Below are 13,140 nucleotides of genomic sequence, written 5' to 3' on the forward strand. Positions count from 1 at the left end.
GGTGGAGGACTGTCCCAGCACCCTCCGCGCCATCGCCGCCTACATCGACCTCAACCCCGTCCGTGCCGGCCTGGTCAACGATCCCAAGGACTACCGCTTCTGCGGCTACGCCGCCGCCCTCACCGGCGACAAGGTCATCCGCCGCGGAATCATGGGCTTTCTGGGCGCAGCCGACTGGAGCGCGGCGTCAGCAGAATATCGCCTGGCGCTTTACGTGATTGGCGGGACGTCAGGACGAAGTGACAAGCGGGTGCTGGACCCGGAGGCCATCCGGGCGGAACTGGCGCGGGGCGGTCAACTGCCGCTGGGCCAGATCCTGCGGTTGCGGATCCGGCACATGACGGACGGTGTGTTCCTGGGATCGAAGGAGTTCGTGGACCGGATGTGGGAACGGCACCGGGACAAATTCGGCAAGAGGCGCAAGAGCGGCGCGCGGGTCATTCATGGCGCCCCAATCCCGGGGTTGACCGTGTTGCGCGATCTGCGAGTGGATGCAGTGGGGTAGGTCGCTTCAAACAAGTCAGCGCCCCGGATCCTGACGCATCCACACCGTCGCCTCGGCCACGCTCCACTGGTACTTCCGCGCGTGCTCGCGGATCAGAAACGGGAGATCGAGCCGACGGACTCGCTGGAATCCCGGCAGGTCTTCCGCCAATCGCTCGGAAGCGCGTTGCCCGTCCCGAGCCAGCCATTCCTGGGCAGGGGTGTACTCTTCAAGCCAGGTGTACGGCGACGTAAGCACCAACTGCCCTCCCGTCTTCACCAGCCTTGCGAACCCTTCAAGCAGGGCGCGCGGACGCGGCACCCGATCCAGCAGGTTGGCCGCCAGCACGACATCGTAATCGCCGTGATCCGGCCCCAACGCCAGCGCATCGCCCACCCCGAACCGCACCCTTCCGGCATCCACGCCATCCGGAACCCTCGCTATTGCCTTCACGGTCACCTCGCCCTCCACCTGGACCGGGTACTCCAGCATGCCGTCCCGCTGCAGGCGCCGCGCCGCCTCGACGAACCGCGACGACAGATCCACCGCCGTGACCGAACCGCAGTGTCGCGCCAGTTCAAAGGCGGACCGCCCCACCGCGCATCCCAGATCCAGGGCCCGGGCCGTCGGGCCAAGCCGTTCCGTCAGCACGCAGTCGCGAACGCATCGCACCGGAAATCCCAGCGCGTCACGGGGCCCGAACGACCACGGCAGTATCACGCCGTCGTCGCCGTAATGAAACAGCAGATACTCGGCAACCGCCCGGTCGCTCTCGTAATAGGGCGTCACGCGACTCAGGAAAACTTCGGAATTCAGGCGGCCAGAAGCTGCCGAAGATACGCCGCCGGCTGATAGTTCTCCAGCACCACGGTCCGGCGACCGTCCCGGTCCATCCGAACCTCGGCCACCCGGATCTCGGGCGTCTTGTGCGGCGCGAAGAGAATGTCGTCGTGGGTCGCATTGCCGGCCCGTGCGAACTTGTCGGGCGTCAAATGCCCCCCCAGATGATCGCTGCGCCCGGTCGCGACATGGACCGTGCCGAGCACCTTTTCATCCTGGATGTCACGCCCCGACGGCGGCAGATCCTGCGTCCCGAACCCGAGTTCACCGATCTCCCCGGTCACCGGGTCGGAGGCCAGCTTGGCGTTGTGCGCCTCGACTGTGGCGGGGTTGCCGAGCAGCGGCAGCGCCCGTTGAATCCTGCCGTCGCGCACCTCCATCACCCCCACCGTGCCATCCTCGTAGCGCATGGGGAATTCCCCCTCGGCCCCGGTGGGAACGAAATACACTTCGCCGGCGGGCAGGTTGGCGACGTCGGGGACATCGCCGCGGCAAAGTCCGTGGCTCTTCTGCGCCTCCTGCCGCCCGGTGGCGATCCGCAAGGTCAGGAGACGCCCAGCCACCTCGAAGTCGATTTCAAAACCGTCGGCCCGGGTCATCCCGAGGCGCAGCTTCTCGGCCTGGACGCTGACCTCGTCGTAGTCCACGGCCAACCCCGTCCGAAGGATGATCTCATTGAGCCCGTGCAGGGTGGCCCCCCGAAATCCGTACCGCCTGGCGAAGGCCGTCAGCGGCGCCGTCGCCGAATAGGTCGAGATGCACAGGATGATCTGATAGCGGGGATAGACATCCCGTTCGAGACTCAGTTCGCGCCCGTCCGGAGCGACGCATCGATCGGGAAGATCCAGATTGCTCCCGCCCGTGATCTGGTACGCATAGAGGTCGCCGCCCTCGAGCCCCAGCTCCTGCAACACCCCCTGCCGCAACCCTTCGTAGAACACCCGGTGGGCGTGGCCCTGGATCGTCAGCGACTCATCCTTCAGGAACGCAAACCCAACCACCCCCCGAGGGTCGGGCAGATCGATCAGGACCGCCACACGCTCCCCGCCCTTCGGTGCAAAGGTGGTCTTCAACAGGCGCGTCAGGCTGAACGGCGGAAAGGTGCGGAACTTGTCCATGGAACGGAAATGGCGGGTGATGGAGGTGACTCGGATGCGTTCGGATGCCCGGCGGCCCTCCGCCGAAGGCCGGCACAGTAGCGCCGTCTCCGCACCCCGCAAAACCCGAATTTCACAGGCCCCGCGCTTGGAGACCCGGGTGGATTCATGGTAAGCCCGGCCCCTCCGACATGCTCAGCGACGTGGCCCACCAACCCGGCGACCGCCTCCAACTCGCGGTGGAAAGTCTCGCCTACGGCGGCGACGGCGTGGCCCGCACCGAAGGCTTCGTGGTCTTCATTCCCTTCACCGCCCCCGGCGATCGCATCGAAGCCGAACTCGTCGAGGTCAAAAAGCACTTCGCCCGCGCCCGCCTCATCCAGGTCCTCGATCCGTCGCCGGACCGCGTCAACCCCGCCTGTTCCCTCTTCGGGGAATGCGGCGGCTGCCAGTACCAGCACCTCCGCTACGACGCCCAACTGCGCCTCAAACAGCGCCAGGTCACCGAACTCCTCGATCGCCTCGGCGGCTTCCACGACGCCCCCATCGATCCCGTTGTCCCCTGCCCCGTCCCCTACGGTTACCGCAACCGCATCATGGTCCGCAGCCAGTGGGACAAACCCAACCAACGTCTCGTCGTCGGCTTCATCCGCGCCGACAACCGCCTCGTCGTGGATGTCCCGTCCTGTCCCATCGCCGAACCCGCCCTCAACGAGCAACTCACCCAGGTCCGCGCCCACCCCCCGCCCAAGGGCGGCATCAAGGTCACCCTCCGCCTCGCCCCCGACGGCTGGGAAGTCCCGCCGGATTCCTTCTTCCAGAACAATTTCCATCTCCTCCCCAACCTCGTCGAAACCGTCCGCCAGCGTCTCCGCGCCGCCGGCATCCGTTATCTCATCGACGCCTACTGCGGCGTCGGCTTCTTCGCCCTCGAATGTGCAGGCGTGGTCGAGCGCTTCACCGGCGTGGAGATCGACAAGTCCGCCATCAAGGCCGCCCGCCGCAATCTCGAACTCCGCGGCGCCACCAACGGCGACTTCATCGCCGGCCCCGCCGAGGAATGGATCCCCGCCCTGCTCCAGCGTTTCCCCCCGGACCACACCGCCGTCATCATCGATCCCCCGCGCGTCGGCTGCGCGCCTCCCTTCCTCCGCGCCCTCCGCGAGACCCTTCCGGCCCAGGTGATCTACGTCTCCTGCCACCCCGCCACCCTCGCTCGCGACCTCAAACTTCTCTGCGCCGACGGCTGCTACCGCCTCGAACAGGTCACCCCGCTCGACATGTTCCCCCAGACCCAGCACGTCGAGTGCATCGCCAGCCTCCGCCGCGGTGCTTGAGCCTGCGGTGCGCCCCGCTACAATGCCCCCTCGTCGCCGGACGCCCTCACGGCCCCGGCCATCTCAACAGGGAATCAACTGATCACTGGTATGGCACACGAACTCGCTCCTCTTCCTTACGGCCCCAACGCCCTCGAACCCGTCATCGACGCGGCCACCATGGAAATCCACCACGGGCGCCATCACAAGGCCTACGTGGACAACCTCAACAAGGCCCTCGCCGGCCAGCCCGCCCTCGAGGCCAAGTCCCTCGACGCCCTCATCGCCGATCTCGCCTCCGTCCCCGACGCCATCCGTGGTCCCGTCCGCAACAATGGCGGCGGTCACTGGAACCACACCTTCTTCTGGCGGACCATGGGGCCCGGCTCCGGTGGCGCCCCCTCCGGCGGCCTCGCCGACGAAATCGCCGCCACCTTCGGGAGCTTCGACGACTTCAAGGCCAGGTTCGAAGCCGCCGGCCTCGGCCGCTTCGGGAGCGGCTGGGTCTGGCTCCTGCGCAACGCCGCGGGCAAACTCGAAATCGCCAGCACCGCCAACCAGGACAATCCCCTCATGGGCCAGGCCATCGCCGGTTGCGCCGGCAAACCCATCCTCGGCTGCGATGTCTGGGAACACGCCTACTACCTCAAATACCAGAACAAACGCGCCGACTACCTCAAGGCCTGGTGGAACGTCGTCAACTGGGCCGAGGTCGCCAAACACGCCTGAACCCGGCTTCGCACCGGCTCCAGGAATAGGCCCCGCCCCCTTCCAACCCCTCGCCCCCGGCCCCCAGGGACGAGGGGTTTTTCATGGCGCCTCATCCCCCTCCTCGACGCCATCGCCCCCTCCCTCGACGCCATCGCCCCCACCCTCGACGCCCAATCGCTCCGCCACAAACGCCGCGTTCTGGTGCGCCGGATACACCAGCACCCGGTAGCGACTCCACCATCCCGGTCCCCGCCCCTCCACCCCACACTCCACCCTCACCCCGCCCCCTCCAACTCCGGCCACCCTCCATCGCGCCCTCTTCCCCTCCTCCCCCCGCACCGCCACGGCATGCACCACCATCGCCTCGCGTCCGCCCAGTCGCGACGCCACCGCCACCCACTCCGAGTCCCAATTCTTGGTCCCCGCCGCCAGATCCCACGACTTCTCCGACGCATCGAATCCCCACCCCTCGAACCCCGCCCAGTCCCCGGCCAACCCCCAACTCCGCCCGGACTTCATCGCCCCGTCCCCCGCAGCCTCCACCCTCGATTCCCAGTCCACCCGAACCTCCTCCCATCCCGGCTCAACCGTCACCCCCAGCGTCCTCGACTCCCGCACCTCCAACGCCAACGCCCCCTCCCCCACGCGCCAACGCAGGGTCTCCCGCACCGTGGCCCGCGGCGGTCCGTCCTCGTCCCTGGACACCTCGATCGTCGGCGCGTCCGCCTCCCATGCTGCACCCGGCACCCGGCCGCCTTCCCAACCCCAGCCCAACCCGCCCTCCAGCACGTTCTCGCCCCGCAACGTGTGCAGCGCCACCACCCCCGGCCCGGCGCCTTCCCGCCGGATCCCGTACACCAGCAACGTCCGGTCCCGAAACCGCAACGTCACCTCCCGCCTCTCCCGATCCATCCGCGCCTCGATCCACTCGCCCGGAACCCGCCAGTGCTCGGCCGCCCCCGCCGGCGTCCCGGTCATGCCCCCGATCGCCCCCCCCGCCACGACGCCCGCCAACCCGGCCAGCCACCCCCGCATGACATTCCGACCCCGCCACACGCTTCCGGTCGTGCCCACACGCATCATGCCGCATTCAGTCGCCAACCCGCCCCGCCACGCAAGCCCACCCTCCTCTGCGTTCGATGCCTCGCCGCCGCGGAGTCGTCACCAGAACGTCCATTGCCCCGCCCCCGCACCCCCTCCTAGCGTGAGTCCCCAATGGTCGCCTTGCCCGCCCGGCCGCCGCTGCCTTCCGCGGCTGTTCCCGCCCCGTCGCGTCACCCGTCGCGCGACTCGTCGCCTGTCCCGGCCCCGACCCCGCGCTGGCGTGCCTGGACCCATGACCACCTGTTCCACCGCAATCACCGTCATCGCCTCGTCTATAACACCTGCTGGGAGGATCCCCGCATCGACCGCGCCCTCCTTGAACTCGATTCATCGAGCCGCGTCGTGATGATCGCCAGCGCGGGCTGCAACGCCCTCGACTATCTCCTCGACGACCCCGCCGAAATCCACGCCATCGACGTCAACCCCCGTCAGATCGCCCTCCTGGAACTCAAGCTCGCCCTGATCGCCCGCGGCGGGTTCGACGACTTCCGCCGCGTCTTTGGCGAAGGCGCTCATCCCGGATTCAACGCCCTCCTCGACGAACTGGCTCCCTTCCTGACCACCCCCACCCGCGCCTTCTGGTCGGCCAAACGCCATTACTTCAACGGCGGCGCCGTCCGACGTTCCTTCTACTATCACGGCTCGTCCGGCAACGTGGCATGGCTCCTCCGAACCCTTGTCCTCCGCCCCAGGCCCGCCCTCTGGCGCGACCTCGAACGTCTCCTCCACGCCGGCTCCCTCGGGGAGCAGCAGGAGGCCTTCGACCGCCTCGAACCCCTCTTCTGGAACCTCTTCACCGCCTGGCTCGTCCGCCAACCCCTCACCCTTTCCCTCCTCGGAGTGCCCCGCCCCCAGGCCCGCCTCATGGTCGAACACCGCACCGACGGCGTGCCCGGCTACATCCGCGAAAAACTCCGCCATGTCGCCACCGCCGTGCCCATGCGCGACAATTACTTCTGGCGCGTGTACGTCACCGGCTCCTACTCCACCGACTGCTCGCCAGCCTACCTCCAGCCCGCCCATTTCAACCCTCTCCGCCAACGCGCCTCACGCATCCACACCCACACGGGATACCTGTCCGATTTCCTTGCCCATCATCCCGCCCCCTACTCCCATTACGTCCTGCTGGATCACCAGGACTGGCTCGCCTGGCACGATCCCGATGCCCTCGCCCGGGAATGGCACCTGATTCTCGCCAACAGCCGCCCCGGTACCCGCATCCTGTTCCGCTCCGCAGCGCCCCGCGTCAACTACCTCCCTGAATTCGCCGTGAACCGGTTGCGGTTCCATCCCGACCGGACCGACCCCCTCCATCGGACCGATCGCGTCGGAACCTACGGCAGCCTCTACCTCGCGGAAGTCCTGTGACCCCCGACCGGGAATCCGACAACGCCCGCGCCCTCCGCCGCTACTATGCGTTCCATTCCCGCGTCTATGACGCCACGCGCTGGACCTTCCTCTTCGGACGCCGTGCCCTGATCCGGCACCTCGCCAGCACCTGTCGCCCCACCCGCATCCTCGAGATCGGCTGCGGGACCGGAACGAACCTGCTCCAACTCGCCAGCGCCTTCCCCCAGGCCAGGCTCCTCGGACTCGACGGCAGCCCCGCCATGCTCGCAGTGGCCCGGCGCAAACTTCGCCCCCTCGGATCCCGCATCACCCTCGTCCCCGCCTATTACCTTCAACCCGGCCAGCTTCCGCTCCGCCCGGACCTGATCGTCTTCTCCTACTGCCTCACCATGATCAATCCGGGCTGGGAAACCACTCTCGACGCCGCCGCGGCCGACCTCGATCCGGAGGGCTGCCTCGCCGTGGTGGACTTCGCCGGTTCCCCGGTCCCCGCCTTCCGCCGCTGGATGAGCCTCCATCACGTCCGCATGGAACCGCATCTCGGGCCCGCGCTGCGCACCCGCTTCATCGCCGACCACGACAGCACGCGCAACGCCTGCGCCGGCTTGTGGCGCTACCTCACCTTCATCGGACGCCCCAAGGTCCCCCCGGACCCCGGAGCCGCCGCCCGCCCCGCCCACATGCCGCCCCCCTCCACCTTCATGGATTGGGCGCGGACGACGCTTCGTCCACCGCCCGACGCAGTTCGTCCGCCATGAACCGGTAGTGGTCTTCCAGCATCGAGAAGTCCTCGATCACCTGGTACGCCTCCGCCCGACGCCCCCGCTCCGCCAGATACGCCGCCAGCTTCCCCACCGCGTCCGGCGATCCCGGCGCGATGTCCCGCGCCAGCCGGTACGCCTGCTCCGACTCCGCGTGCAGGTTCTGTCGGGCCAGTTGCGCCGCCTGCCCGGTCGCCAGTTGCGCGTAGGCCGCCCGCGCCGGCGCATCGGGCGGCAGACTCGCATCCGCCTGCAACCGCTGCGCCGTGTCCTGCCAGAACTGCAACGACCCCGCCGCCCGCGCCTCGACTCCCACCGCCGCCGTTCCCGGCCCGGGCAGTTCCAGAACCGGCCCCAAGGGCATCGCCTGCGCCGCCAGCCCGGGCATCGCCACCGATTGCTCCAGCGCGAACGGCAGCGCCGGATTCCGCTCCATCAACAACCGCACCAGCTTCTCGTTCAATCCCGCCAGGGCCGCAGGCCCGGGAATCGTCACCGCCCCGCCTCCCTGCGCCGCCCCTTCGGACGCGTTCGCCTGCACGAACTCGCTGAACACCTGCTGCAGATCGTCCCGGCTCAACGTCGCCAGCCGGCCCCCGTGCAGGTAGCCCAGGTAGTCGAGCTGACTCGCGTCCGCCAGTGCGTTCTGCGGCAGGATCACCGGACGGTCCCCGCCGCCCGTCTCCCCCATCAGCATCGGCACATACCGCGCGTCGTCCGTCCCCGCGATATACACCGTTCCCGGCCGCAACGAGCCCAGCAGCGATTCCCCGTAGTTCAGCAACTCGCCCGCGGGCCACGACTGCGCCGCCTGCGACACCCCGTAGGTCTCCCGCACCAGCGGCCACAACGCCTCGAACTCCGCCTCCCCGCGCCGCCGCTCCCGCTCCGCCGACAGCGTGTTGAACAGCGTCTTCACCTCGTCCCAGTTGCCGCCTTCCGCCGCCATCAGGAATTCCTCCACCTGGGGCGGCACCGCGATCCCCAGGTGCCGCGCGTAATCCTCCGCCAATTGCCGGCGTCCCCGCGCAAACGTCGCCACCTTGTCCGCCACCACCGCCTCCGGAACCACCCCCACCCCGCCCGATCGCGACCTCAGCAACCGTGCGGCGTGGGGTTCGGCCTGACCCCCCGCCCAGGCCCGGTCGCCACCGGATTCCGCCCGGCCGCCCCGGTCCGTCGCCGGTGCCGGCTCCGCGCCGGCCGGCGCCGCGGGTCGCCGCGACGAAAAGACCGCCAGCGCCAGCACCGCCACCGTGCCCGCCACAATCCACACCCACATTCTGGAACCTCCCTCCGCCGGCCCGGTCGGGCCCGAAGGGGTACGGGAAGACTTGGTCATGAGTTCGTTCGCCCGCGTTCGGCAAGCGTCCCGATACCCTACGGCCCCCCCGCCGCCTGTCACGTCCCCAACCATCCCCCGGTCCGTCGTCCCGGGGTCACATCTCTGAATTTGACATTTGCCTTCCCCTCCGAGTCTCGGAACCCGATTTGTCAAATTCACAGATCTGACCCCGGGTTTCGCCGCCAACCTTGCTCCTCCCCCCATCCCTCTGTTATCCGGATGTCATGTCCGGCAACGGTGAGACCGACCCTTGCGCGTCCGGGCTGTCATTCCCATGTCCGCCAAACCTCCCCCGCGGCGCCTGCGGCTGCAGGTGCCCATTCAGCCGCAACCCACCGACACCTCCTGCGGCCCCACCTGCCTGCAGGCGATCTACGCCTACTACGGTGACGCGGTCGAACTGGACCGGCTGATCGCCGAGATCCCCTCCGTCGAGGGCGGCGGCACCCTGGCCGTCATGCTGGGCACCCATGCCCTCCGGCGCGGCTACGAGGTCACCCTCTATTCCTGCAACCTGCGCGTCTTCGATCCGTCCTGGTTTCACCCGGTTCCCCAGGATCTTCAGGACAAACTCCGCCGCCAGGTCGCCTGCCGGACCGGCAAACGTCAGGAGGCCACCCAGGCCTATCTGGAATTCGTCGAGCAGGGCGGTGACGTGCGGTTCGAAGACGTCACCAGCACCCTGATCGAGCGTTACCTCACGCGCGAAACGCCGATCCTCACCGGCCTCAGCGCCACCTTCCTCTACCGGTCGCCCCGGGAAATCCCCGAGACCGGCGAGGATGACGACATCCGCGGCGAACCCCTCGGCCACTTCGTGGTCCTCCATGGCTGGCATGCCGACACGCAGACGGTCCTCGTGGCCGACCCCTACCTCGCCAACCCCCTCAGCGACGACCATTGCTACGAAGTCCCGATGAGCCGGCTCCTCAATGCCATCCTCCTCGGGGTATTGACCTACGACGGCAATCTGTTAGTCATCCGCCCGCCCGCTTCCCCAACATGACGGCCGGCCATCGATGAATCCCCCCGGCTCCAAGGGCGGCGCTCGTCTCCGGACCTCACCGTTTACCGATCCCATCCGGCTCCGCCCTCTCGACGGCTGAATCGCCACGCAGCCGGGACCACGCGGACCCGACTCCAACGCCTCCCCAACCCCCGGCAACCCCGATCTCCCATGCCCCAGATCCTCTGCGTCGTGGACGACCCCGAGCAATGGCCGCTCGATCTCCCTGAAGTCTCCGTGGTGCCCGCCCGGGCCTACCTGACCGACCCGCGCTACTCCGCCATCCGCAACGGTCGCGTGTACAACCTCTGCCGCTCCTACCGCTACCAGAGCGGCGGCTATTACGTCTCCCTCCTCGCCGAGGCCCGCGGCCACAAACCCCTGCCCCGGATCGCCACCACCCAGGACCTCAAGTTCCAGTCCCTGGCCCGCGCCTTCTCCGGCGATCTCGAGGACCTGGTCCACGATTCCCTCGCCCACCTCCAGGGGCGCCGCTTCGAACTCTCCATCTATTTCTCCCGCAACATCACGTCCCGCTACGACCGCCTCGCCCGCGCCCTCTACAACCTCTTTCCCGTCCCCCTCCTCCGCGTCCACTTCGTCCGCGGCGACGACGGCTGGGAAATCCGCAGCCTCGGCGCCATCTCGACCAACGAGGTCCCCGACACCCACTGGCCCACCGTCCTCCAGCTCGCCCGCGACTACTTCAGCCGCCCCAGCTCCCTCCCCGAACGTCCCATCCCACCCCGGTACAACCTCGCCATCCTCCGCGAAACCGGCAGCCCGAAGTCGCCCTCCGACGACAAGGCCATCGAACGCTTCGTCGAAGCCGCCGAGCGCCTCCGCATGTCCGTCGAACTGATCGAGAAGGACGACTACGGCCGGGTCGCCGAGTTCGACGCCCTCTTCCTCCGTGCCACCACCGCGGTCAATCATCACACCTACCGCTTCGCCCGCCGCGCCGAGGCCGAGGGTCTCGTCGTCATCGACGACACCGAGTCCATCGTCAAGTGCACCAACAAGGTCTTCCTCGCCGAACTCCTCGCCCGCCATCGCATCCCCACCCCGAAAACCCGCATCCTGCACCGCGACAACATCGACGAAGTCCGCACCGCCCTCGGCCTGCCCATCATCCTCAAGCAGCCCGACTCCTCCTTCTCCCAGGGGGTGATCAAGGTCGAATCCGAAGCCGAATACCAGGCCCGCGTCGAGGAACTCCTCGAAATGTCCGACCTCCTCATCGCCCAGGAATTCCTCCGCACCGACTTCGACTGGCGCATCGGCATCATCGACCGGCGCCCCCTCTACGCCTGCAAATACTTCATGGCCCGCAACCACTGGCAGATCTACAACAACGCGGCCAGCGGCGACGATCACCTCGGCGACTTCGAAACCCTCCCCATCGAGATGGCCCCCCAGCGCGTCGTCCAGACCGCCCTCCGCGCCGCCAATCTCATCGGCAACGGCTTCTACGGCGTGGACCTCAAGGTCGCCGCCGGCCAATGCCGCGTCATCGAGATCAACGACAACCCCAGCATCGATGCCGGCGTCGAGGACAAGATGCTCCGCCGCTCCCTCTACGACCGCGTCATGGAAGTCTTCCTCAAACGCCTCGACTCCCAACGCGAGGGACGGAGGGACGACTGATGCCCTCCTTCCCGCTCTTCGAGCGCTTCGGGGTCGAACTCGAATACATGATCGTCGATGCCCGCACCCTCCGGGTGCGCCCCTGGGCCGACCGCCTCATCCGCCACGCCGGCGGCACCGTCGAAGACGGCGTCACCCGCGGGCCCCTCGCCTGGTCCAACGAACTCGCCCTCCACCTCATCGAACTCAAGACCGGCCAGCCCGCCACCCGCCTCGAAGGTCTCGACCGCGCCTTCCAGGCCGAGGTGCGCCACATCAACGATCTGCTCGCCCGAGATGGGGCCCGCCTCCTCCCCACCGCCATGCACCCGTGGATGGATCCCCACCGCGAAAGCCGCCTCTGGCCCCACGAATGCGGGGAAATCTACCGGGCCTTCGACCGCATCTTCGACTGCCGCGGCCACGGCTGGACCAACCTCCAGTCCACCCACCTCAACCTCCCCTTCGCCGACGACTCCGAATTCGAACGGCTCCACACCGCCATCCGGCTCCTCCTTCCGCTCCTGCCCGCCCTGGCCGCCAGTTCCCCGTTCATCGAGGGCCGGCCCGCCCCCAACCTCGACCAGCGCCTCGCCGAGTACCGCCGCAATTGCGCCCGCATCCCCTCGGTCTCGGGCCAGGTCGTTCCCGAATCCATCCCCTCCCCCGCCGCCTACCGGCGTCGCATCCTCGAGCAGATCTACCGCGACCTCGCCCCCCACGATCCCGAAGGCGTCCTCCACCACGAATGGGCCAATGCCCGCGGCGCCATCGCCCGGTTCGACCGCGGCACCATCGAGATCCGCGTCCTCGACATCCAGGAATGTCCCGCCGCCGACCTCGCCATCCTCCAGGCCATCGTCGCCGTCCTCCGACTCCTCACCGACCACTCCCTCTCCCCGGCCGCCGCCCAGCGTCGCGCGTCCACCGACGACCTCGCCGACCTGCTCCGCCGGGCCACACGGATCGGCGCCCGGGCCCGCGTCAGCCAACCTGCCATCCTCCGCGCCTTCTCCGCCGACCCCGCCAGGCGCTGGAACGTCCGCGACCTGTGGCGGCACCTCCTTACCCTCGCCGGTACCCAGGGCGCCCCCTGGCGCCCCTGGATCGACCGCATCCTCGAACAGGGCACCCTGGCCGAGCGCATCCTCCGCGCCACCGGACCCCGCCCCTCCCGCTCCCGACTCCGCGCCGTCTATCGGCAACTCGCCGACCGCCTCGCCGCCGGCGACGCCTGGGAAGCCCCGGGGTCAGATCTCTGAATTTGACATTTGACTCCCCCGCCGATTCTCGGGCCCCGATTTGTCAAATTCTCAGTTCTGACCACGGGTTTGCTCCGTCAACCTTCAAGCAGCCGATACCCCACGCCTGGTTCGGTCGCGATGAGTTGTGGGCGCGAAGGGTCGGCTTCGATCTTTTCGCGTAAGTGAGCGATATAGACTCGGAGGTAATGGGTATCATTCTCGTGGCCTTGTCCCCACACGTCGCGCAGGATGTGGC

Annotated in this window: 13 protein-coding genes; 8 read left to right on the forward strand and 5 right to left on the reverse strand. The window is 68.3% G+C overall.

The window, feature by feature from the left end; translation table 11 throughout:
• On the forward strand, positions 1 to 505 hold a 505-nt coding region (locus KF833_24110), incomplete at its 5' end, for a hypothetical protein (GenBank protein ID MBX3748402.1).
• Between the two features lie 15 nt (positions 506 to 520).
• Here KF833_24110 and KF833_24115 read toward each other — a convergent pair.
• Together KF833_24115 and KF833_24120 are read right to left on the reverse strand one after the other, a co-directional pair.
• Positions 521 to 1,273: a putative 4-mercaptohistidine N1-methyltransferase gene (locus KF833_24115; GenBank protein ID MBX3748403.1), complete on the reverse strand. Its 753-nt coding sequence runs from the start codon at positions 1,271 to 1,273 to the stop codon at positions 521 to 523.
• A gap of 23 nt (positions 1,274 to 1,296) precedes the next feature.
• Entirely contained in the window at positions 1,297 to 2,442 is a 1,146-nt protein-coding gene (locus KF833_24120) for a hypothetical protein (GenBank protein MBX3748404.1), read from the reverse strand.
• A 44-nt stretch (positions 2,443 to 2,486) separates the two neighbouring features.
• Between KF833_24120 and KF833_24125 the strand changes: the two genes are divergently transcribed.
• Both KF833_24125 and KF833_24130 read left to right on the forward strand, forming a co-directional pair.
• A complete protein-coding gene (locus KF833_24125; protein MBX3748405.1) occupies positions 2,487 to 3,758 on the forward strand; it encodes a class I SAM-dependent RNA methyltransferase in 1,272 nt (423 codons plus the stop codon).
• Between the two features lie 90 nt (positions 3,759 to 3,848).
• Positions 3,849 to 4,466: a superoxide dismutase gene (locus KF833_24130; GenBank protein MBX3748406.1), complete on the forward strand. Its 618-nt coding sequence runs from the start codon at positions 3,849 to 3,851 to the stop codon at positions 4,464 to 4,466.
• An 81-nt stretch (positions 4,467 to 4,547) separates the two neighbouring features.
• Here the strand turns inward: KF833_24130 and KF833_24135 are convergent, their stop codons facing one another.
• Complete coding sequence (locus KF833_24135) at positions 4,548 to 5,531, reverse strand: hypothetical protein (protein MBX3748407.1); 984 nt, start codon at positions 5,529 to 5,531, stop codon at positions 4,548 to 4,550.
• Positions 5,532 to 5,663: 132 nt separating this feature from the next.
• On the opposite strand from KF833_24135, the gene KF833_24140 reads away from it, so the two are divergent.
• Positions 5,664 to 6,920 carry a BtaA family protein gene (locus tag KF833_24140; protein MBX3748408.1) on the forward strand — a complete coding sequence of 419 codons (1,257 nt, stop codon included), beginning with the start codon at positions 5,664 to 5,666 and terminating at the stop codon, positions 6,918 to 6,920.
• Entirely contained in the window at positions 6,917 to 7,660 is a 744-nt protein-coding gene (locus KF833_24145) for a methyltransferase domain-containing protein (protein MBX3748409.1), read from the forward strand. The genes KF833_24140 and KF833_24145 overlap by 4 nt, the downstream gene beginning before the upstream one ends.
• On the opposite strand, the gene KF833_24150 is transcribed toward KF833_24145, so the two are convergent.
• Positions 7,602 to 9,005, reverse strand: a complete 1,404-nt coding sequence (locus tag KF833_24150; GenBank protein ID MBX3748410.1) for a hypothetical protein — start codon at positions 9,003 to 9,005, stop codon at positions 7,602 to 7,604. The two genes, KF833_24145 and KF833_24150, sit on opposite strands and share 59 nt — an antisense overlap.
• A gap of 277 nt (positions 9,006 to 9,282) precedes the next feature.
• On the opposite strand from KF833_24150, the gene KF833_24155 reads away from it, so the two are divergent.
• The 3 genes from KF833_24155 to KF833_24165 all read left to right on the forward strand — a co-directional run bounded on the left by KF833_24155 (position 9,283) and on the right by KF833_24165 (position 12,902).
• On the forward strand, positions 9,283 to 10,014 hold the full coding sequence (locus KF833_24155) for a hypothetical protein (GenBank protein MBX3748411.1): 732 nt from the start codon (positions 9,283 to 9,285) through the stop codon (positions 10,012 to 10,014).
• Positions 10,015 to 10,185: 171 nt separating this feature from the next.
• Positions 10,186 to 11,661, forward strand: a complete 1,476-nt coding sequence (locus KF833_24160; protein ID MBX3748412.1) for a RimK family protein — start codon at positions 10,186 to 10,188, stop codon at positions 11,659 to 11,661.
• Positions 11,661 to 12,902, forward strand: coding sequence for a glutamate--cysteine ligase (locus KF833_24165; GenBank protein MBX3748413.1), 1,242 nt, complete (start codon positions 11,661 to 11,663; stop codon positions 12,900 to 12,902). The genes KF833_24160 and KF833_24165 overlap by 1 nt, the downstream gene beginning before the upstream one ends.
• 77 nt (positions 12,903 to 12,979) lie before the next feature.
• Here KF833_24165 and KF833_24170 read toward each other — a convergent pair.
• The coding region (locus KF833_24170; GenBank protein ID MBX3748414.1) for a winged helix-turn-helix domain-containing protein at positions 12,980 to 13,140 on the reverse strand (161 nt) is incomplete at its 5' end.

It is taken from the genome of Verrucomicrobiia bacterium (assembly GCA_019634625.1).
Lineage (GTDB): Bacteria > Verrucomicrobiota > Verrucomicrobiia > Limisphaerales > CAIMTB01 > CAIMTB01.